Source organism: Vreelandella titanicae, from assembly GCF_014697095.1.
GTDB lineage: Bacteria > Pseudomonadota > Gammaproteobacteria > Pseudomonadales > Halomonadaceae > Vreelandella > Vreelandella titanicae.
The window spans coordinates 4,283,178-4,303,029 of sequence record NZ_CP059082.1 but is presented as its reverse complement, the minus strand read 5'-3'; the positions used below and the strand labels follow the sequence as shown (position 1 = coordinate 4,303,029).

Genomic DNA, 19,852 nt, shown 5'->3' with positions numbered 1-19,852 from the left:
CGAATGCAGACAATGGCGTTAGCGATGGATAAAGGCGGTGAGGAATTGGGATCAAATCTGTTATCAGGTGTCAGCCTTCCCGCCGCCGTGGTGCATGAAGGCCCACTGGCTCATAACGTAGAGTGGATGCAACGATTCGCAGAGGCTCACGGTGCTCGCTTGGCGCCCCATGGCAAAACCACCATGACGCCCGCGCTTTTCCATCGACAGCTCCAGGCAGGGGCGTGGGGTATCACACTTGCCACTGCACCCCAGTGTCGTGCTGCCTTCGCCAATGGCGTTACCCGAATATTGATGGCGAACCAACTGGTGGGTCAGGCAAATATGGCCATTATCGCCAGTCTGATCGAACAGGGCGCTGCGTTTTATTGTGTGGTCGATAGCCATGAGAATGCGCGCCAGCTCGGGCGCTTTTTTGCTGAGCGGGGCTTGACGTTATCGGTGCTTATTGAGATAGGCGTGGAGGGTGGCCGCTGTGGCTGCCGCAATCAGCAGCAAATTCTTTCGCTGGCGGAGGTGATTGCTAGTGAACCAGCACTTTCTCTGGTGGGCCTGGAGGGCTATGAGGGTGTGGTTCACGGGGATAATCCCGAATCTGGTATTCGTACCTATGCTAAATACCTGGTGGATGTTGCCGTAGAGCTCGAAGCTGCTGGACGCTTTGCTGAAGAGAACCCGATTGTCACCGCGTCAGGTTCCGCCTGGTATGATGTGATTGCGGAGGCCTTTCAGGGCGCACCGCTTCAGGGAAGATTTACCCCCGTGCTACGCCCAGGTTGCTACGTCGTCCACGACCATGGCCTTTATCGTGAAGCGCAATCAGCGGTATTAGACCGTCGGCCGGATTTGCAGCAGGGGCTCGAGCCGGCCCTGGAAGTCTTTGCCCAGGTGCAGTCGCTTCCCGAACCTGGGCTTGCCATTGTGGCGCTAGGTAAGCGTGATATCGGTCATGACCAGCTACCTATTGCCCTGCGTCGGTTCCGGGAAGGAGGTGACCCCTCGCAGCCATTGCCGGTGACTGGTTGGGAAGTGACGAAAATTATGGATCAGCACACCTTTGTGGGCCTTCCGGAAGGGGCTCAAGATGTCGAGGTCGGTGATATTGTCGCCTTTGGCGCCTCTCATCCTTGTTTAACCTTCGATAAATGGCGCCAGATATTGTTAGTGGATGATCAACTAAACGTTAAAGAGCGTATGGCGACCTACTTTTAGCGCCCTGTTATTGAGAAAACCGTTATAGAGAACATCATTTAGCTCGTCGTACCTGCTGGTAGGCGCCCACCAATAGCCAGTGTCAGGGCGTCTGCCAGCTCCCCTAGCTGTTCCCGGCAGCGGTCGATGCTGGGAACTTCCCGATGCATCGCTTCTGGAATCAGCGTGAGATAAGGGATGGTGATAACGGCTTCGATAACGTCATGAACCCCAAAGACAGGGAAGCTGATATTGGTTAACCCTTGGACTTGAGGGCTTGGCCCTACGTGGTAGCCCTGCTGGCGAATCGGATCAAATAGCGCCCGCGTTCGGTCAACCTCTTGTTGGGTTGCATCGCTGGCGGCGAGAATGCGCTCCCGGCGTGGCTCATCCAGAAAGGCCAGCATGACGGCCCCAGAACCGGAGCCGCATATATCGATTTTGGCCCCCAGACGCAGCCCAAAGCCCATCTTGTCGGGGTTTTCGTACTGGGCCACTACCAATAGATGGCCAGGACGAGCAACACTAAGATGACACGACTGGGAGATTTCATGGCACAGCTCTTCCATGCGCGGTAGTGCGGCCTGTACTAACCGCTTGGTGGGCGGGAAGCGGTGGGCCATCTCAAACATCTTTAGCGTTAGCTGATAGCGGCTACCGCTATCATCCATGCTGACGTAGCCACGATCTCGCAGCACCATCAGCATGCGGTACATCTCATTGGTTTTACGGCCGATCTGTTCGGCAATCGCTTGGGTGCTTAGCGGCTGGGGAGATTGGGCAAGCAGCTCCAAAATATCCAACCCTTTCTCTAAGGCAGGGGCGTGGTACTGCGTTTCAGCCTTCTCCTTCATTCAAGCTCCCTTACGTGATTGCCAATCGCTCGTTGATCGTGGCGTTAACCAAAACGCTTGGTTAGCGTGCCAGCCAGCCGCCGTCTACCGCCAGGGTATGTCCATGCACGTAGCGGGCGGCATCAGAGCATAAGAATATCACAGCGCCGGCCAAGTCTTCTGGCGTGCCCCAGCGTCCGGCGGGGATTCGGCCAAGAATTTCAGCATGGCGCTGGGGATCGTCGCGCAATGCTTGGGTGTTGTCGGTGGCCATATAGCCAGGGGCGATGCCATTAACGTTGATGTCATGGCCCGCCCACTCATTGGCGAGCAGGCGCGTTAGGCCGAGAATGCCGCTTTTGCTGGCGGTGTAGGAGGGCACGCGAATGCCGCCCTGAAACGACAGTAATGAAGCGATATTGACGATCTTGCCCGGCGCTTTGCGCTCGATAAGGTGTTTGGCAACCTGCTGTGCGAGAAAGAAAGCGGCTTTCAAGTTAACATCAATGACGTCATCCCAATCTTGCTCTGAAAATTCAACGGCTGCTGCCCGGCGAATAATCCCCGCATTGTTGACCAGGATATCCACCTTGCCCGCTTGCGCGATCGCCTGTGAGACAATCTCGCTAGGCGCTTGGCTGCCCAGCTCCGCCGTAATGTCGTAAAACTGGCGCCCTAGGGCCTCGACCTGCTGGCGGGTGTCATCAGCAGGGCTGCGGTTGACGCCCACGATATCGGCACCCGCCTGTGCCAGTGCAATGGCAATTCCCTGGCCCAGCCCTTTGTTGCAACCCGTCACCATGGCAACTTGGCCGTTCAGCGAAAATAGCTTCATTGGTCACTCTCCCTGGGTAGTGGTTTAGCGCAGCTCTTTAGAAGCGATAAAGTCCATATCATCGTAGGTCAGGTTTTCACCGCACATACCCCAAATAAAGGTGTAGCGGCGAGTGCCAAAGCCGCAGTGAATCGACCAGCTGGGGTGAATCACGGCTTGTTCGTTGGCAACCACGATATGCCGGGTCTCTTGGGGTTCACCACACAGGTGGAACACCACATCGTCTTCACTCAAGTCAAAGTAGAAGTACACTTCCATGCGCCGTTCGTGGGTATGGCAGGGCATGGTGTTCCACATACTGCCGGGCTCTAACTGGGTAAGCCCCATGGAGAGCTGGCAGGTATTCAGTACATCGGTATGCAGGTACTTATTAATGGTACGCACATTGCCGGTTTCGGGGTCGCCAAGGGTGGTGGGCGAGGCATCTTGCGGGCGGATATGGCGAAGCTGGTAACGTACATGGGCAGGCGTTGAGTTGATATAAAAGCGCGCAGGCTTGGTCGCATCGAGGCTCTCAAAGCTGACTTCACGGCTCTCTTTGGGAATATACAAGCCGTGGTGGGTGCCCAGCTCGACCGTTTCACCGTCGACAGTAATGCGCCCGGGCGCGCCAATGTTGATAACGCCCATTTCCCGCCGCTCTAGAAAATAGTCAACGCCAAGTTCTTTGCCACCGCTCAGGGTAAGCGGTGAATCAGTGGGTACCGCGCCACCGACAATAATGCGGTCAACGTGGCTGTAGGTTAGCGACAGTTGCCCAGGCTCCATAATCTTGGTGACCAGCATTTTGTCACGCAGGCCCTGGGTATCGAGGGTTTTAAAATGATCGCTATGAAGCGCTTGGCGAATATCCATATGAATTTCCTTTAATAGTAAAAGTAAATGGGCTCACGAGAACAGCGTGAGCGGCCACAGGGTGATAGCCGGAAAGACAATGACCAGCAGTATCACCAGGAGATTTGCGAGCAGGAACGGCAGGGCGCCGCGGAAAATACGCCCAATCGAGAGGCCAGTGATGGATGAGCAGACGTTCAGGCACATGCCCACCGGCGGCGTGACCAAGCCAATAGCCAAGCCACTGATCAACAGGACACCAAACTGCACAGGTGAAATATTGGCCAGGGCAAGCACCGGCAGCACCACTGGGGTAATCAGCAAAATCGCGGGGGTCACATCAATAAAGGTGCCGATCAGTAGCACGGCAGCTGCAATCACCAGCAGGAGCAACATCGGGGTAAGGTCCAGCCCGCCTAAAAAGCCTGCCAACAGCTGGGGAATCTGCTCCATCGAGAGAATCCACACGTACAGCTGGCTCATGGCAATAATGATCATCACCGTTGCGCTGGTCATTACGGCAGAGCGAAACAGTGCAGGCAGTTCACGCAATTTGAGGCTTTTAAATACCACCAATGCCAGAATCAGCGCATAGCCCACGCCTAACGCGGCAGACTCAGTGGCCGTAGCGACACCGCCGACCACCGCACCCACTACAAACAGAGGAATTAATAGCGCGAGTACCGCACGCTGAATCACCTGACGGCGCTGTTGCGGGTTTAACCCTGCGTGGGCACGGGGGTAGCCTTGACGACCGGCCATTAGCGCAATGATGCCCATCATCAGCAGGCCAATGAGTAGACCGGGGATAAGGCTCGCCATAAACATGGTGCCGATAGACTGCTGCGCGGTAACGGCGTAGATCACCATGGGAACACTGGGGGGTATGATCATGCCCATGGTGGAAGAGGCCACGGTAATGCCGCTAGCAGTTTCGACGCTGTATCCCTTTCGTGCCATCTCCGGAATCATGGCGGAACCCACCGAAGCCGTATCAGACACCGAAGAGCCCGATATGCCGCCAAAGATCATCGATGTCGAGATATTGACGTGCCCCAGCCCACCTGGAAAACGGCCTACCAACATCAAACAGAAGTCGATCAAGCGAGCGGTAATGCCTGAGGCGTTCATCACCAGCCCCATCAAAATGAACAGCGGCAGGGCAATCATGGTGTACAGATCCATACCGGACAGTACCCGCTGAGGCAGCACGCCAATCAAGCCTGGTTGCATGATCAAAAAGTAAACCAGCCCCGAAAGCCCTAGCGAATAGGCGATGGGCACCCCAATCAACAGCAGCACCATCAGGCTAACAAGCAGTAAAATCATGCCTGGCCCTCCTGCACGACTTCTCGTTGAGCTGAGGGGCGCTCTCCACCGACTAGCACCGCCAAGGAAAATAGAATGACCAGTAGCGCGCCAATGGGGACACTGATTTGCACTACCCAATTGGGCACATCCAGTACGGCGGAGCGGAAGCGACCGACTTGCCCAATCCAGCTGATGCTGAGCCATGCCAAATAGCCATTGAATAGCATCACGAGACAATGGCGTAAGCGGTTCAGCCAGACGGCTATTGCCGTAGGCAGTGCATCCACAAGCACGCTGATACGGATATGCTCGCCGCGCAAAATGGCGACCGATGCCCCCAGTGCGGTGGAATACACAAAGAGAAAACGCATCACCTCTTCAGCACCGGCAAAGCCAATGCTGAATACGTAGCGCAGTATCACCAGTGCCAAGCAGAGCAGGAAAACCGCCGCAATCAATGCGGCGATCAGATTTTCCAGCAGGCTAGCGAAGCGGCGCATTACCCGCATCAAGGCGGTATCTTCCGCCATCGGCTGCGCCAGTGGAGGTGGATTCATTACTCCAGTACCTCGGCTTGATCAGTCAGTGCGAGCACTTGCTCTAATTGCTCCTGGCTAAAGTCACCACGCTCAACAAAGTGCTCCCAGACAGGAACGACGGCATCTACAAAGCCTTGGCGGTGTTCGTCGGCGATGTCATTAATGCTCATGTGCTCGCCCAGTGTTTCGAGGTAGTTGGCTTCGGAAGCTAGCCAAATTTCGTTGGAGCGAGTCATCGTCTCTTGAGCGACGTCGTCAACGATCATCTGCAGATCTTCAGGGAGCTGGTCGTACCACTGGGCGCTGATAAAGAAGGGATCAGGATGGATTTGCCAGTTCAGTAATGACATGTACTCCTGAGCTTCATGGAATTTCATATCGGCGATATTGGAGGGCGGGTTTTCTTGCCCATCGACCACGCCTGTGCGTAACGCCATATAGGTCTCGGTGTAAGGCACTTGCTGGGGGGAGGCTCCCAGCGCTTCAAACGCCCGCAGCGTGGGAGCCAGTGGCGGGGTGCGAATCTTCAAGCCACGGAGGTCATCAACTTGATTAACGGCGCGAACGTTATTGGTTAACTGGCGCATACCACCTGCAACGCCGGTCACCGGTATGTGCAGCTGACTTTCACGTGCGCCTTCATTAATGGCCTGGCCAAGCTCGCCTTCCATAACGTCAATGGCCTGTTCTGGTGTGGTGAACAGGAACGGCATGGTATAGATCAGGTAGGCGGGGTTAGCTTGGGCAAACAAGCCACCGCGATAGCCCTGAATAAGCCCCATTTGGACTTGCTGGAGTACGTCCTCCTCCTTCCCCAGGGTGCCATTGAAATAGAGTTCGACAGCGATACGCCCATCACTGCGCTCTTCAAGCGCTTCTTTGAAGTAGCGCATGGACTCAGAACGCGGCGCCTCATCGGTTTGCGAATGAGCATACTTGAAGGTGAAATCGGCAGCTTGGAGCGATGTGGTGAAGCCAATAGCGAGGCTGGCCATCATTAAGTGGGTTAGGCGCATGGAAGGTTCTCCGTTTTATTGTGATGTTTTTGTTGCGATGCGATGGATATTTTCTCAAATATAAAATCTGTTTTTATATTTGATGTGAGGCCAAGCTTAACGTCATTCCTGCATAGGTCAATGCTTGGGCTATGCGACATTGGTCGCGATGCATATTTTCAGTACAGAGAGAGGGGGTTATAAGCACGCAGGCGGTGTCGTCGGCAGGCACGGGAAACATGCCTGTCGAGGGCGGGCGTTGGAGAGTTGATTAGCGGCGGTTAATCAGTTAACCAAGCAACCGCGATCAGAAGTGTAGGCGCGCAATGGCGGTGGGAAGCTCGCTGGCGTGGTGGATACCAATCGCCCCTTCGGGGGTGAGTTCTTCATTAGGGAAGTGGTTGAGGTGAATCACGTGCATGCCCGCCGCTAGCCCCGCTTCCACACCCACCGCCGCGTCATCGATCACCACGCACTGCTGAGGAGCATGGCCCATAGCGGCGGCAGCTTTACGGTACAGCTCGGGGTCGGGTTTCCAGACGTTGAGGGTATAGGCGCTAAAGAGCTTGTCAGCAAAGTGATGGCCTAGTTCGGTGCTTTCCAGCGCACAGCGAATTTTGCGCTCGGGGCCATTAGAGACCACGGCCTTGGGGTGGCTACTTAACTGTTCCAGTGCGGCGACCATACCAGGAATCGCCACCAGCTCGGCACGCATACGGGCTTCCATACGCGCCCGCATACCTGCCTCAAGCTGGGAAAATGCATCTTCTGCTAATGTTTGAAAACGCTTTTCCAGGGTTTGGACGATCGTCTGGAAACGCACCCCGCGAAATTCATCCATATACTGACGCGCTGAAAAGGGTAAGCCGAACTCGGGAAGAATATCCCCCATTACCTCGGCAAGCAGTATTTCGCTGTCCACCAGGGTGCCATCGCAATCGAACAGTAAGCATAGGGGCGTGGCAGGCTTCATTGATAGGTTTCCTCGTTGACTAAGCTAATTGGCCGCTCACCCTGGAGTGCTAGACGAATATTATCCACCGCTCGCTGGGCCATGGCGTCGCGGGTCTCATGGGTAGCAGAGCCGATATGCGGCAGGGCGACCACATTGGGCATCTTCGTCAGCGGTGATGCAGCGCGTAGTGGCTCCTGCTCAAATACATCCAGCCCGGCTGCTTGAATAACGCTGGTTTCCAAGGCGTGTATTAAGGCGCTTTCATCGACGACTTTGCCGCGGGCGATATTGATAAAAATGCCTGAAGGCTTCATCAGCGCAAACTCTTGGGCACCGATCAAATGCTCGGTCTCGGCGGTAAGCGGCACAGTGACACAGACGAAATCGGCTTCAGCCAATAGCTTGTTGAGTTCGCGGCGCTGCGCGCCAAGCTCACTCTCTAAATCGGGCTTGGGTGAAGCGTTGGAGTAGAGCACCTGCATACCAAAGCCCAGGGCTCCGCGCCTGGCAACGGCTTGGCCAATACGGCCAAATCCCACCATGCCCAGGGTTTTGCCATGTATATCGCTGCCAAACAGCGCCGGGCCAATGCTGGCTTGCCATTTGTCCGCTTTGACCCACTCGGCTAGTTCAACCATCCGGCGCGCCGCGGCCATGATCAACGCAAAACCGGTGTCGGCAGTGGTTTCGGTAAGCACATCAGGCGTATTGCACAGCATAATGCCGCGCTTGGTCAGTTCATCAACGGGAATGTTGTCATAGCCAACAGAGACGGTCGCGATGACTTCCAAGTTGGGCGCTGCGTCCAGCAACTGGGGGGTAATGGCTAAGCCGGAACCGATAATGCCGTGTGTCTCCGCTAATAGAGCGCGATTTTCAGGGGCATCAAGCGAGCTGGTTTTCGGCAACACATCCACTTCAAACAAATCGCTAAGTTCAGTCTGTTGAGCGTCGCTGAGTCGTCCTTGAATCACTAGACGTTTTTTCATTGTTATCTCCATGGTGAAAAGCCTGTTATCTAAAACCTGTTATTTAAAACCTGCTATTTAAAAAATAGTGTGTGGCGATTAGCCAATGGGTTGGTCGACTTCAAGCGCTAGTAGTTGCTCGCGATTAGGCAGACCTTCCATATCACCCACTACCTGGATGGCTTGGGCGCCAATGAGGTTGCCGCGTTGGGCGGCTTGACGCGCCGTTCTTCCGTCAAGCAGGGCGCTAATGACACCGACGGCGAAGCCATCGCCTGCACCTACGGTATCCACCACCTCAGCAACGTGGCAACCGGCCACTGTAAAGCTCTCTTCTTGCCCATCCAGGTTGCCACGGTAATAGCTACCTTCGGGGCCCAGCTTGATGATCACAGCCGAGGCACCTTGATCCAGATAATAGCCTGCTATGTCGTAAGGCGTCTTCTGCCCGGTGAGAAGCTGGCCCTCTGAAAGCCCAGGCAACACCCAATCGGCGCGACCTGCGAGTTCATTAAGGGTCGACCGCATAACGTTTTCACTGGGCCAAAGTGACGGCCGTAAATTGGGGTCAAAGGAAATACTAGCGCCGTGGGCGCGGGCCTCTTCCATCAAATGATGGCTAAGCTGGCAGGCGCTTTCAGATAACGCTGGGGTAATACCCGTCGCGTGAAGGTGGTTAAGCGCCTGAAAGTCGACACTCAGGGCGTCGTCAATAGTGAGATGGCTGGCGGCACTGCCACGTCTGAAATACTCTACTCGCGGGTCGGCGCCGTTCTGGGCACGTTCTTTAAAGAGCAGCCCGGTGGGGTGCTGTGCATCGGCGTGAATATAGCGATCATCGATACCTTCCGCTGTTAATGCCGCCTGAATAAACCCTCCAAAGCTATCGGTTCCCACTCGACTTAACCAGCCCACGTGGAAACCCAGCCTGGAGAGGCCGATAGCGACATTATTATCGGCGCCTGCCAAGCGGCGGTGGAAACGATCAATGTTGGATAAGTCGCCTGGTGAATCAGCGACAAACATAGCCATGGCTTCGCCGAAGGTGAGAATTTCTGGTGGGTTAGAGAAGGAGTGAGGCATAGTCAGTAATCTCTTCGAGTTGTTCATTATCATCCAATGGGAACGATACCATTTTTGTGGCAATTTTTTAGCACCGACTAAAAAAATTAGCGTTGAGTAGAACCTCGTTCGATCAGAGTAGGTGAAAAACTCAGCGCCGCTGGCATTGATGATACGTGGGGCGCAATGCGATGCATCAAGCATTGAACAGCCGTTTTACCCATTGCATCGGTGGGTTGGGCAAGCGTGGTAATGCCGGGAGAGATCAAAGCGCACCAATCGAGTTCATCAATCCCCATCAAGCCTACCTTGCCAAGCAGTAAGTCCAACTGCTGAAACAGGCGGGTCACGGTTAGGGTGGCAGTGCCATTGCCGCACAAGACAGCGCAAGCGTGCTGTTGGTGGGTGGCTAAAAAGTCGCTTAGTGCTTGAAGCGTTGCAGTGCCACCTGAGTTAGCAAGCAGGGAGGATGAATGGATAAGCCCCAACTGCTCGGCAGTGTGGTTAAAGCGGGCCAAGCGTTTTTGTCGCGTGCTCGATTGCTGGGGAACTTCGCTGACATACAGTACGGCCTGGTAGCCCTGATCGGCCAAGTGTTCGAGCGCCATATCGATCGCCAGGTGATTATCGAGTCCAACCACTTCCGCCTCCACATGATCGACTTCGCGGTCTAGCAGCACAATGGGTGTCCCCTGGCTGATAAAAGTATGTAGTTGACGTTCGGGGCTGCCGGATGCATTTACCACGAGACCTTCCACCTGATAGGCACCCAGCAGGTCTAAATGCTGGCGCTCCTGTTCCGGGTCATTGTCGGTATTACACACGACCAATGAGTAGCCGTATTGGCGGCACGCTTGCTCTACACCATGTGTGATAGCCACTGAAAATGGGTTGCGGATATCTGCCACCAACATACCTAACAATTTAGAGCGACCACCTTTTAACCCGCGTGCCATTTGATTTGGCTGGTAGCCAAGGGTACCTGCCGCATGGGCGATGCGCGCTTGAAGTGAGGGCGAGAGCCGATCACGCTCTTCGCCAAAATAGCGCGATACGCTGGTTTTAGAGGCACCAGCGAGGCGGGCTACTTCAAGAATGGTGGAACGGCGCGGTGTAGGTGGCATAGTGTACTTTAAAATAGAGTGCTTAAATAAATAGCGTTTTGCGTTAAAGTGTCTTCCGTTACATTGTGATTAACGGAATGAAAGTAGCTCAATTTTGGGTGTTTGCTAGGCCAAAAGCAACGGCGTGCGAGCCGCTAAGGGTGATTGGCCATATGAATATTGTAGTCTGTGGGGTTCACCGTGCCCTCAAGACGTCCAATTTGAGTAAAGTCATTATTTTCAAGAACCGTGTCAATAGATGTGTCTCTAAAGGAGAGGTTTTTAATAACGTTAACTTTACACGGCATTCCCTTTGCATCTACATCCATTATCCATGCTAAGAAACCGTTTGAGAACTTTGCTAAGCTACCGATAGGGTATAAGCCAAAGTGTTGGATATACTCTACAAGTAATGACTTTTCATAAATAGTTGGGCAGTTATTAACCCAGCGGTAGGCATCAAGAGGTTGCCGCGGATGCTGACCATTTCGCTCATGGGTTAATTTATTGATTATTTTAATAACACTGATTAATCGAACACGCTCGGATAACTCTGCAGCCTGCTTTCCTGCTGGATAGCCGCTGCCATCGAGCCGTTCGTTGGCATTGAGGATAATGTCATGGCAGGCTGGGCTGGCGACCCAGCCCAGTGCCGTTAGCTTGTTATTCAGTGCAACAACATGTTCTTTGAGTAGCTCGGCTTGCGATGGAGACATGCGAATTTTAAGTGAGGGGAGCTGTTCGCTAATCAGCAGTGGTTTACCCATGGTGTGTAGTAGGGCGCCCGCTACTGTTTCCCGTGTCTGTGGCGCGTGTGGGTCACGACTGATCAGGATCATCGCTAGCTGGCTACTCACTTGTATGGCATGGCGAACCCACTCGGGTTCATCATGCAAAAAAGCCAGCGCATACTGAAGCCCCCTTCGGTCTTGAGTGACCATATAAAGAAGGCTGTCGACACACTCATAGAGGCTCTCTTCTGGAAATAAGTCTTTGTTTTTAGTAAACATTAACATGACTTGTAGCTGGTGAGCGACTTCAAGAACACCGCGTAGCAGAGGAGATCGTTGGCTACTCTTGGTTTGATCATGCTCTTCTTTGTGCTGCATTTTCTTCTCTTTGGCATCTGCGATGAAAAGCCGCGACTTAGCACGTGAATTGCTATTTTGTAGCCCTGAACGAAAAGCGGCTTCGAACTCAGACTCCGATACATAATGGAAAAGTGTTTCAGCCATTGTGGCTGTCATATTAATAAACTCAATACCGATAGCCGCGTAGTCGTGGCTTCCAAAAGGGCGCATATGACGAATACGCCCCTGAGTATTGAATGTTTCTCCGTTTGGAAACTCGAGTGTTACCTCTGGCAGCGTCTGGTTAACGCTAAGGGCCATGCTGTCTTCGAGGCTGACATACACCATGCAGCCGCCCACTGAAAGGTTACGCACTTTTCCTTCCACATTAAGCTCATGAGCAAAGACTTCAAGGTGCACACGTGCATGCATACCAAGAATAAAAGGAACGCGTAGAGCACCTCTATTATCGGAAGCAAAAATAGAGTTGGGAAGCTGACACTCAAGATGGTAAGTGCAGGCATCTATCTTAATGACGTGTGCAGGTACTTGCTCAATGTTGTAAATTTCTTCTTCTATACCAGGTGAAGGGTGCGAAGCCTCTATGTCAAAGCAAATAGTTTCGTTTTTAAAATATGGAGAAAGCGAATTTCCGGTGTAGTGAATAGCTAAGGTTATTTTTCCGGTATCCAGCTCCATCTTAATTGCCTTCGCTTCTATGGCGTAGGCTGCTTCTTTAGAAAAGATAGAAATAGCATGCTCTTTTTTTAGCAGTGAGCGTATTATCTGCCCAGTGGTATTTTGGTTCGCCGTATCGATAATCATATAAAACCCACCGTATTTATTTTGTTATAATTTATATCGACTTGGTGGTGACTGCTATATGCTTCTATTGCTTGTCACTTCTACCATGATAGGACATTTTTCCTGTGTCGATTAGCTATTATTTCGCTCCAGTTTGCAAACCGATTTATATCTATTTTAAGAGACATTTGTAATGATTTGATAACTTTTGTTTGTGTTTGATGCAGGCCAGGCCGCCATTCGGCCGGGTAGGGATAATCAGGTAAACTGCACGCTTTCTTTTACAGCGATGCTCGCGGCATGCCCTCAAACCCTAAATCACTCCATTCTCAATCGAGCAGCTATGAATTAACGCCGTCTGGCGATCGCTATTTCGATGGCCTGGCCGAGAAATTCTCCCGTTCGCTCTATCAGGCGCCCCGGGGCGAGCTGCGTCTCGCAATGCTCGACTACCTGCTACCGGAAATGCTGAATCTAGAGGGGCAGTGCGTGCTGGACGTGGGCGGTGGCCTGGGCCAGCAGGCGGCATGGTTTGCTGAGCGGGGGCACCGGGTCACGATGACTGAGCCCTCAGCAGATATGCTCAGCTACGCAAAAACCTGGCACCGGGATGTTAAAACGTTACCGGAAGAGGCGATTACTTATCTGCAGGTGCCGCTGCAACGGTTAACAGAACAAGCTCCTGGCCCATGGCCGCTGATTACCTGCCATGCAGTGTTGGAGTGGTTGGGTGATCCGCAAGCGGCGCTGGCCACCTTGAGCGATTTATTGGCCCCAGGTGGCCAGCTTAGCTTGATGGTGTTTAATCGCGATGCACTGCGCTTTTCTAATGCAGTCAAAGGCAACCTTGAGAAGGCGTTGAGCGACCGCTTAGCGGGGAAGGGCAAGCGCCAACGATTGACGCCTATTTCGCCTGTTAGTCATGCCGAGGTTGAGCAGTGGAGTGCAGATAACGGCTTAGTGATAGATGCAGTCGCCGGTATCCGCGTTTTTCAAGATTACTTGCGCCATCCTCCCGCCACGCCAGCAGAAACTGAAACGCTGTTGGCGCTGGAAAAAAAGTATTGTCGCCATGACCCCCACTGGCGCTTAGGCCGCTACCTACTTTATACATTAATTAAACCGGAGATCGTTGAATGAGTGCCCAAGCCCCAGCGTGCCAGCTGTTAGAGCGACAAAAAGATAACTATGTAGCGCTGTGGGTCATTGGCCCGCCAGTCGATAGCTGGCTTATTGATCAATCGACGGGTGTGGTCAGTGGCGATTTTGACGTGCTGCGTGAGTGGCAGGCTAAAGGCAAACAGGCCCGAGCGCCTTTTGACTTAGCAGCGGGTGAGCCATTCGGCAAAGAGATGGTGCTGTTTTGGCCGAAGGCGCATCAGTTAGGTATTTGGTGGCTCAAGTGGTTATGTGAGCAGCTACCTGAAGGCACACCCATTGAAATTGTCGGCGAGCATCAAGGTGGCATTAAACGCGTTCCCAAGATGCTGGAAGAGCTGGGGATGCCTTGGGATAAGCGCGACAACGCCCGGCGCTGTTCACTCTTTGCCACCCAAACCGTGGCATTGGATTCGACTAGCGATAGCGCTTGGCAGCAATTCGAGACATTAGGACTGACGCTGAACAGCCACCCGGGCGTATTTGGCCACGGCAAAGTCGATGAAGGAACGCTGTTACTGTTGGAAAGCATTGAGAATAGCTTGCCGAAAAAACCGCTCAAAGTGCTGGATATGGGCTGTGGCGATGGGATTATTAGCGCTTGGTTGGCCCAGCGTGGCCATCATGTGACCGCGGTGGACGTCAGCGCTTTTGCGGTAGAGGCGTGTAAGCGCACCTTGGCGGCGAATGGGCTAGAGGGGCGGGTACTCTGCAGTGATGTATTCAGTGCACTTGAAGGTGAGCAGTTTGACTGGATTGTTAGCAACCCGCCTTTCCATAAAGAGCGTGATATCAGTTATGGCCCTAGCCAGCGTTTGATCAGCGCAGCGCCAGAGCATCTCAATGCGGGCGGGCGGTTAATCCTGGTGGCAAATGGCTTTTTGCCCTATCCAGACCTCTTGCAGCGGGCATTTCAAGACTTCCAGACCCTGGCGGATAATCGCCGCTTCAAGGTTTACGGTGCGATTAAGTCACAGCGCTAGGTCTACGGCATTTGATGAGGCACTTACTCAGCAAAGAAAACATTAAGTACGTGATCCAGATGCACTTCCATGGCACGACGAGCAGCCGCCGGGTCACGTTCTTCAATGGCTTCAACGATGCGCTTATGGTCATCCTGGGAGCGCTGCGGCATATCTGTTTCCATAAAGAGTTCCTGGAGTCGACGAAACATGGCGCCGTACTTGTGGCCAAGCAGATGCTTGATGACAAGTGCGTAGGCCGCGTTGCCTGAGGCCTCAGCAATACGAATATGCAGTAATCGATCTCCGGCGCAGTTGCGCCCGCCATTGGCGTTGTCAGACACATTCCGCTCAAATGCCAAACGGATCGCTTTCATATCCTCTTCAGTGGCGTTCATGGCTGCTAACGCGGCAATTTCCGGTTCCAGGTAGCGGCGCGTCTGGAGAAGTGAAAAGGGCGGGATCTCTTCGTCCAGATTGAGCTCAATTTCGCTTTCGAACTCTGGGTCTATAGCCCAGGGCTCGGTTCGAGCGGCTGCGCGCATCACCGATTCCATGGGAGTGGTGTGCGACTCAAGCACCACGACACCATGGCCGACCCGAACAGCCACCTGCCCAACCACTTCGAGAGCAATCAAGGCCTCTCTCACTGAAGCCCGACTAACGCCAAGAGCTTGGGCAAGCTCTCGCTCGGGGGGTAAGAGCGTTCCTGGGGGAAACTCACCATCATTGATTAACTGCTGTAACTGATCAGCAATCTGGCGATAGAGACGCTGTGAGCGGATGGTTTGAATCGGCATTCGTGGTGTTTCCTACCCGTTTCATTGGTGGTTTTAGACTAAGGTTGATGGCTACTAAAGTTTATTCCCTAAAGCAGCTATTTGGGTTTTTGAGGCTTGCCAGGGTCAAAGTTTCTCGCTCATACTCGGCTCATTGGTCAGGCCATTGGATGTCTGGATGATTTGGCCTGATGTATGTTCCCATTCTTTTCAAGGTCGTACCACCGCTTTTAGGGGCGCGCCTTAGCCGTTAGGGATGTGCAATAGTATGAGACTCAAAAACAAAACTGCACTGATCACCGCCGCTGCAAACGGCATTGGGCGTGCTAGCGTCGAGCGCTTTGTTGCCGAGGGCGCACGCGTATTCGCGACAGATATCGATATTGCCAGCTTAGAAGGGATACCGGGTGTAGAAGCTTATCGCCTGGACGTCACGGATAGCCAAGCGATCCACCATTTAGCCACTTCACTGCCAGCCTTGGATGTACTGTTTAACTGTGCGGGTATGGTGGCAGGTGGCAGCGTACTCGAATGCGACGAGGCCACTTGGCAGCGATCGATGGATCTGAATGTCACTTCAATGTTTCATACCTTGCAGGCTTTTTTACCGGGCATGTTGGCAAAAGAGAGTGGCAGCATCATCAACATGGCTTCCCTGGCATCTAGCATTAAAGGAGTTGCTAATCGCTGCGCTTACGGTACCTCTAAAGCCGCGGTGATCGGGCTGACCAAGTCTGTCGCCGCCGACTTTATGACCCAGGGAATTCGCTGCAATGCGATCTGCCCTGGCACCGTTGAGTCCCCCTCTCTCAAACAGCGTATTGCTGAGCAGGCACGTAAAGAGGGGCGCAGTGATGCAGAGGTGCTAGCCTCTTTTATTGCCCGTCAGCCAATGGGTAGGCTGGGGCGAGTGGAGGAAGTGGCTGCGCTGGCGGCTTTCCTGGCTTGTGATGAATCGCAGTTTATTACCGGCACCACGCAATTGATCGATGGTGGTTGGGCTAACTGATTACTTCAGAAGGAATAACAATATGAAACTTTTACGCTTTGGAACGCCGGGCCAGGAAAAGCCGGGCATTCTCGATAGTCAGGGTAAGGTGCGTGATCTTTCCGCCTTCGTTAGCGATGTTGCCGGTGATGTATTGAGCGACGAAGGGTTGCAGAAACTTCGCGATGTGGATCTCTCTATATTGCCAGAGGTCGCGGCTGATGTACGTCTGGGGCCTTGTGTTGGTCAGGTGGGCAAGTTTATTTGTATTGGTCTCAACTACTCCGATCACGCAGCAGAAACCGGCGCCGAGGTTCCCCCTGAGCCGGTCATTTTCAATAAGTGGACAAGCGCTATCTGTGGTCCCAATGACAATGTGGAGATCCCCCGTGGCTCCAAAAAGACCGATTGGGAAGTCGAGCTTGGGGTAATTATTGGAAAGGGTGGTCGTTACATTGATGAAGCTAAGGCGATGTTACATGTGGCGGGGTTCTGCGTAGTTAATGATGTGTCTGAACGCGAGTTTCAGTTGGAGCGCAGTGGTACTTGGGACAAGGGCAAAGGCTGCGATACGTTTGGCCCCTTAGGGCCCTGGTTAGTTACCCGTGATGAGATTGCTGACCCACACCAGTTAGGTATGTGGCTTGAGGTAGACGGCCAGCGTTACCAGGACGGCAATACGCGCACCATGGTGTATCAAGTGCCTTTTCTGATCAGTTACTTGAGCCGTTTTATGAGTTTGCAGCCTGGCGATGTTATCTCCACCGGCACACCTCCCGGTGTGGGTATGGGCCAGAAGCCCGCCGTTTACCTTCGTGATGGACAGCAAATGCGTTTAGGTATTGAGGGCTTAGGTGTGCAGCAGCAGCGGGTCGTTCAGGCCTAAACATAACGAGGAGAAGCGCGCTTATGGAAGTGCTTATCTGTTCAAAGCCGCAACATCTGGAGCTGCGTCACGCTGCTAAACCAGAGTGTGCCCCTGGGCATGCCGTGGTACGGATACGTCGTATCGGTATCTGCGGAACGGATATTCATGCTTATGGTGGAAACCAACCCTATTTTGAATACCCCAGGGTGTTAGGCCATGAGCTGGCCGGTGAGGTAGTCGAGGTGGCTGGGAACCATGCCCAACACTTACTGGGTAAGCAGGTTTATGTCATACCTTACCTACATTGCGGTGAGTGCCGTGCCTGCCAGCAGCATAAAACCAACTGCTGCCAGAACATGCAGGTTATTGGCGTACATCAAGATGGTGGCATGGCGGAGTACCTGGCCGTACCTACCACTCACTTAGTGGTATCTGAAACCCTTAGCATCGATCAATTGGCCCTGGTGGAGTGCATGGCAATTGGTGCTCACGCTGTAAGGCGTAGCGTGCTACAAGCGGATGAATTAGCCGTCATCGTGGGTGCGGGGCCTATTGGTATGGGCGTACTCCAGGTCGCTAAAAGCCAGGGTGCGCGTACCTTGATGGTGGATACCAATCCATCACGTCTGGCTTTTTGCCGTGACGTACTGGGTGCCGATGCGGTGGCGAACCCTCAGGAAGTGGAAGTGGCTGCACAGATCAGCAAGCTAAATGGCGGTGCGTTAGCAGATGTGGTGTTTGATGCCACAGGGAGCCCTCGTGCTATGGAGGCTGGGTTCGATCTGGTGGGGCATGGCGGTTGCTATGTTCTGGTGAGTATAGTCAAAGCAGACATTACCTTCAGTGATCCTGATTTCCACAAGAAAGAGTTGACCTTGATCGGCAGCCGTAATGCCACTCGGGAAGACTTCGATAGTGTGGTGTCACTGATGGATAGTGGGGACATCAATGCTGAAGCAATGATTACCCACCGTGCTTACCTTGCTGACGTGCCTGCCCAGATGCCCCAGTGGTGTGACCCCGCTAATCAGGTTATCAAGGCCATGATATCGATTGATCATTAACACTTCTGCATCGTTTCCTCAAACTTGCCACATTCAGCCGCCGACGAATTTACCGGTAAGGTCTATCGTTAAGGACTATGATGCAAATAAGTAGTCGTTAATTTAACGGTAGTGAGTAGGAGTGGCAGCAATGGCGGGAAATATTCGAAATACGGCGGTACTGGGAAGTGCCGTTCTGCTGGGCGGGCTGCTGGCGCTAGGGCTGGTATGGAGCGGTAGTTATATCAAGGGCGCCGCAGAAGTATGGCAGCAGTCGTCACGTAGCGTCACGGTGCGCGGCTTAGCCGAGCGAGAAGTGCCGGCGGATTTGGTGCTGTGGCCGTTCAATTACAGTGTCAGCGCTAATAGCTTGAGTGACCTTGAGCAGCAGTTGTCCAGTGACGAGCAGGCAATTCGCGATTTTCTGGAGGCCCAGGGGTTTGCATCAGAGCATGTTAGCTCCACTCCGCCGCGGATTACCGACCAATATAGCAATCAGTACGGTGGTCAGCGCCCGGATGAGCGCTATCGCGCCGAAGCAACACTGCTACTGCGCTCCCCCGATGTTGAGGGCGTGATCGAGGCAATCCCCAATGCGACTTCACTGGTTCGAGAGGGCGTACTGCTCTCGCCCAGCTACGAATACCGCACGGAGTTTCTATTTACCGGACTTGATGCGATCAAGCCTGAAATGATTGCGGCGGCCACTGCGGATGCGCGTAACGCCGCACAGCAGTTTGCCGAAGATTCCGGTAGCCAAGTGGGCCAGATTCGTCAGGCGACCCAGGGCTACTTCTCCATCGAGGACTTGGACAGCTACACGCCGCAAACCAAACGTGTTCGCGTTGTCACCACGGTGGACTACTCCTTACAAGATTAGGCCCTAGGCGGCGTTAATGGCGCAGGGATTAGCCAGTGTAATCAATGGCGGTGATGGTATAAAACGTATCACCGTTAGGCGTGAGCACTTTTGCTTCATCACCCACCTGTTTACCGAGCAGTGCTTTAGCCATAGGTGCATCGATACTGATCCAGCGCTTTTTGGTGTCGATTTCATCGTGGCCAACGATCCTGAGATGCACCTCACCGCCACTTTCATCCTCCAGGCTTACATAAGCGCCGAAAAACACCTTGCTAGTATCGGCTGGCAGGCGGTCTACGATTTGCAGTTCGTCCAAGCGTTTCGTCAGGTAAGTAATCCGGGCGATAACGCGGTTCAGCTCTTTCTTGTTATAGGTGTAATCGGCGTTTTCACTGCGGTCGCCCTGGGCGGCTGCTTCGCCGACTTTTGCTGAAATATCCGGGCGTTTAACCCGCGATAGGTGATCCAAGATAGCGCGCAAGCGAGCCGCCCCTTCTGGGGTAATCAGATTGCTCTTAGGGGCTTGACGCGGATCTTTGGCTGGATCGCGCCAGCGGGTCATGTTGCGGCCTTTCATTACCTATTCCCCATCGTGTTTCGAGCTACCCACCTTACGTTAATTGCGCGAAGCAACCAAGCAGCATGCTACTGGTAAATCATTCAAACGTTCGTTACATTTTTTGCTATATTGG

The 19,852-nt window shown here is 53.5% G+C and carries 20 protein-coding genes; 7 read left to right on the top strand and 13 right to left on the bottom strand.

The features are described from left to right. The first annotated feature begins 3 nt into the window (after positions 1-3). A complete protein-coding gene (locus HZS52_RS19915; RefSeq protein ID WP_190373455.1) occupies positions 4-1,212 on the top strand; it encodes an amino acid deaminase in 1,209 nt (402 codons plus the stop codon). 38 nt (positions 1,213-1,250) lie between these two features. On the opposite strand, the gene HZS52_RS19910 is transcribed toward HZS52_RS19915, so the two are convergent. The 11 genes from HZS52_RS19910 to HZS52_RS19860 form a co-directional block, all read right to left on the bottom strand. Beyond that, positions 1,251-2,045, bottom strand: coding sequence for an IclR family transcriptional regulator (locus tag HZS52_RS19910; RefSeq protein ID WP_133730365.1), 795 nt, complete (start codon positions 2,043-2,045; stop codon positions 1,251-1,253). Between the two features lie 61 nt (positions 2,046-2,106). Then, on the bottom strand, positions 2,107-2,859 hold the full coding sequence (gene kduD, locus HZS52_RS19905; RefSeq protein ID WP_159176580.1) for a 2-dehydro-3-deoxy-D-gluconate 5-dehydrogenase KduD: 753 nt from the start codon (positions 2,857-2,859) through the stop codon (positions 2,107-2,109). A gap of 24 nt (positions 2,860-2,883) precedes the next feature. Beyond that, complete coding sequence (gene kduI / locus HZS52_RS19900) at positions 2,884-3,714, bottom strand: 5-dehydro-4-deoxy-D-glucuronate isomerase (protein ID WP_190373454.1); 831 nt, start codon at positions 3,712-3,714, stop codon at positions 2,884-2,886. Between the two features lie 33 nt (positions 3,715-3,747). After that, complete coding sequence (locus HZS52_RS19895) at positions 3,748-5,022, bottom strand: TRAP transporter large permease (RefSeq protein WP_190373453.1); 1,275 nt, start codon at positions 5,020-5,022, stop codon at positions 3,748-3,750. Then, positions 5,019-5,561: a TRAP transporter small permease gene (locus HZS52_RS19890; RefSeq protein WP_190373452.1), complete on the bottom strand. Its 543-nt coding sequence runs from the start codon at positions 5,559-5,561 to the stop codon at positions 5,019-5,021. The genes HZS52_RS19895 and HZS52_RS19890 overlap by 4 nt, the downstream gene beginning before the upstream one ends. After that, positions 5,561-6,559, bottom strand: a complete 999-nt coding sequence (locus HZS52_RS19885; protein ID WP_190373451.1) for a TRAP transporter substrate-binding protein — start codon at positions 6,557-6,559, stop codon at positions 5,561-5,563. Before HZS52_RS19885 ends, HZS52_RS19890 begins: the two co-directional genes overlap by 1 nt. Before the next feature lie 286 nt (positions 6,560-6,845). Continuing rightward, on the bottom strand, positions 6,846-7,511 hold the full coding sequence (locus HZS52_RS19880) for an HAD family hydrolase (protein WP_041158001.1): 666 nt from the start codon (positions 7,509-7,511) through the stop codon (positions 6,846-6,848). Continuing rightward, positions 7,508-8,482 carry a 2-hydroxyacid dehydrogenase gene (locus HZS52_RS19875; protein ID WP_041158002.1) on the bottom strand — a complete coding sequence of 325 codons (975 nt, stop codon included), beginning with the start codon at positions 8,480-8,482 and terminating at the stop codon, positions 7,508-7,510. The genes HZS52_RS19880 and HZS52_RS19875 overlap by 4 nt, the downstream gene beginning before the upstream one ends. Before the next feature lie 78 nt (positions 8,483-8,560). Then, positions 8,561-9,544, bottom strand: coding sequence for a sugar kinase (locus tag HZS52_RS19870; RefSeq protein ID WP_041158003.1), 984 nt, complete (start codon positions 9,542-9,544; stop codon positions 8,561-8,563). A gap of 86 nt (positions 9,545-9,630) precedes the next feature. After that, the gene (locus tag HZS52_RS19865) at positions 9,631-10,647 is read right to left on the bottom strand and encodes a LacI family DNA-binding transcriptional regulator (protein ID WP_190373450.1); all 1,017 of its coding nucleotides are present in this window, start codon (positions 10,645-10,647) and stop codon (positions 9,631-9,633) included. Positions 10,648-10,781: 134 nt separating this feature from the next. Then, positions 10,782-12,521, bottom strand: a complete 1,740-nt coding sequence (locus HZS52_RS19860; protein WP_159176586.1) for an HD domain-containing phosphohydrolase — start codon at positions 12,519-12,521, stop codon at positions 10,782-10,784. Between the two features lie 279 nt (positions 12,522-12,800). Here HZS52_RS19860 and HZS52_RS19855 point away from each other — a divergent pair, with 279 nt between their 5' ends. Beyond that, the gene (locus tag HZS52_RS19855; RefSeq protein ID WP_190373449.1) at positions 12,801-13,640 is read left to right on the top strand and encodes a methyltransferase domain-containing protein; all 840 of its coding nucleotides are present in this window, start codon (positions 12,801-12,803) and stop codon (positions 13,638-13,640) included. Next, positions 13,637-14,641: a methyltransferase gene (locus HZS52_RS19850; protein WP_190373448.1), complete on the top strand. Its 1,005-nt coding sequence runs from the start codon at positions 13,637-13,639 to the stop codon at positions 14,639-14,641. Before HZS52_RS19855 ends, HZS52_RS19850 begins: the two co-directional genes overlap by 4 nt. A 23-nt stretch (positions 14,642-14,664) precedes the next feature. On the opposite strand, the gene HZS52_RS19845 is transcribed toward HZS52_RS19850, so the two are convergent. Then, positions 14,665-15,420 (bottom strand): FadR/GntR family transcriptional regulator, encoded by a 756-nt coding sequence (locus HZS52_RS19845; RefSeq protein ID WP_190373447.1) that lies wholly within the window; start codon positions 15,418-15,420, stop codon positions 14,665-14,667. Between the two features lie 247 nt (positions 15,421-15,667). Between HZS52_RS19845 and HZS52_RS19840 the strand changes: the two genes are divergently transcribed. The 4 genes from HZS52_RS19840 to HZS52_RS19825 all read left to right on the top strand — a co-directional run bounded on the left by HZS52_RS19840 (position 15,668) and on the right by HZS52_RS19825 (position 19,178). Next, complete coding sequence (locus HZS52_RS19840) at positions 15,668-16,408, top strand: SDR family oxidoreductase (protein ID WP_141441313.1); 741 nt, start codon at positions 15,668-15,670, stop codon at positions 16,406-16,408. A 22-nt stretch (positions 16,409-16,430) separates the two neighbouring features. Further along, entirely contained in the window at positions 16,431-17,273 is an 843-nt protein-coding gene (locus tag HZS52_RS19835; protein ID WP_190373446.1) for a fumarylacetoacetate hydrolase family protein, read from the top strand. Positions 17,274-17,296: 23 nt separating this feature from the next. Continuing rightward, the gene (locus HZS52_RS19830; protein ID WP_190373445.1) at positions 17,297-18,319 is read left to right on the top strand and encodes a zinc-binding alcohol dehydrogenase family protein; all 1,023 of its coding nucleotides are present in this window, start codon (positions 17,297-17,299) and stop codon (positions 18,317-18,319) included. A 130-nt stretch (positions 18,320-18,449) separates the two neighbouring features. Continuing rightward, complete coding sequence (locus HZS52_RS19825; RefSeq protein ID WP_022524022.1) at positions 18,450-19,178, top strand: SIMPL domain-containing protein; 729 nt, start codon at positions 18,450-18,452, stop codon at positions 19,176-19,178. A gap of 28 nt (positions 19,179-19,206) precedes the next feature. Here the strand turns inward: HZS52_RS19825 and greB are convergent, their stop codons facing one another. Then, positions 19,207-19,737: a transcription elongation factor GreB gene (gene greB, locus HZS52_RS19820; protein WP_009287719.1), complete on the bottom strand. Its 531-nt coding sequence runs from the start codon at positions 19,735-19,737 to the stop codon at positions 19,207-19,209. Between the last annotated feature and the right edge of the window lie 115 nt (positions 19,738-19,852).

Bases quoted from the DNA above. Each gene is read 5' to 3' on its own strand.
- HZS52_RS19860 (WP_159176586.1), bottom strand. From the start codon at position 12,521: ATGATTATCGATACGGCGAACCAAAATACCACTGGGCAGATAATACGC.
- HZS52_RS19890 (WP_190373452.1), bottom strand. From the start codon at position 5,561: ATGAATCCACCTCCACTGGCGCAGCCGATGGCGGAAGATACCGCCTTG.
- HZS52_RS19865 (WP_190373450.1), bottom strand. From the start codon at position 10,647: ATGCCACCTACACCGCGCCGTTCCACCATTCTTGAAGTAGCCCGCCTC.
- HZS52_RS19825 (WP_022524022.1), top strand. From the start codon at position 18,450: ATGGCGGGAAATATTCGAAATACGGCGGTACTGGGAAGTGCCGTTCTG.
- HZS52_RS19870 (WP_041158003.1), bottom strand. From the start codon at position 9,544: ATGCCTCACTCCTTCTCTAACCCACCAGAAATTCTCACCTTCGGCGAA.
- kduI (WP_190373454.1), bottom strand. From the start codon at position 3,714: ATGGATATTCGCCAAGCGCTTCATAGCGATCATTTTAAAACCCTCGAT.
- greB (WP_009287719.1), bottom strand. From the start codon at position 19,737: ATGAAAGGCCGCAACATGACCCGCTGGCGCGATCCAGCCAAAGATCCG.
- HZS52_RS19845 (WP_190373447.1), bottom strand. From the start codon at position 15,420: ATGCCGATTCAAACCATCCGCTCACAGCGTCTCTATCGCCAGATTGCT.
- HZS52_RS19885 (WP_190373451.1), bottom strand. From the start codon at position 6,559: ATGCGCCTAACCCACTTAATGATGGCCAGCCTCGCTATTGGCTTCACC.
- HZS52_RS19850 (WP_190373448.1), top strand. From the start codon at position 13,637: ATGAGTGCCCAAGCCCCAGCGTGCCAGCTGTTAGAGCGACAAAAAGAT.
- HZS52_RS19915 (WP_190373455.1), top strand. From the start codon at position 4: ATGCAGACAATGGCGTTAGCGATGGATAAAGGCGGTGAGGAATTGGGA.
- HZS52_RS19830 (WP_190373445.1), top strand. From the start codon at position 17,297: ATGGAAGTGCTTATCTGTTCAAAGCCGCAACATCTGGAGCTGCGTCAC.
- HZS52_RS19895 (WP_190373453.1), bottom strand. From the start codon at position 5,022: ATGATTTTACTGCTTGTTAGCCTGATGGTGCTGCTGTTGATTGGGGTG.
- HZS52_RS19855 (WP_190373449.1), top strand. From the start codon at position 12,801: ATGCCCTCAAACCCTAAATCACTCCATTCTCAATCGAGCAGCTATGAA.
- kduD (WP_159176580.1), bottom strand. From the start codon at position 2,859: ATGAAGCTATTTTCGCTGAACGGCCAAGTTGCCATGGTGACGGGTTGC.
- HZS52_RS19840 (WP_141441313.1), top strand. From the start codon at position 15,668: ATGAGACTCAAAAACAAAACTGCACTGATCACCGCCGCTGCAAACGGC.
- HZS52_RS19880 (WP_041158001.1), bottom strand. From the start codon at position 7,511: ATGAAGCCTGCCACGCCCCTATGCTTACTGTTCGATTGCGATGGCACC.
- HZS52_RS19910 (WP_133730365.1), bottom strand. From the start codon at position 2,045: ATGAAGGAGAAGGCTGAAACGCAGTACCACGCCCCTGCCTTAGAGAAA.
- HZS52_RS19835 (WP_190373446.1), top strand. From the start codon at position 16,431: ATGAAACTTTTACGCTTTGGAACGCCGGGCCAGGAAAAGCCGGGCATT.
- HZS52_RS19875 (WP_041158002.1), bottom strand. From the start codon at position 8,482: ATGAAAAAACGTCTAGTGATTCAAGGACGACTCAGCGACGCTCAACAG.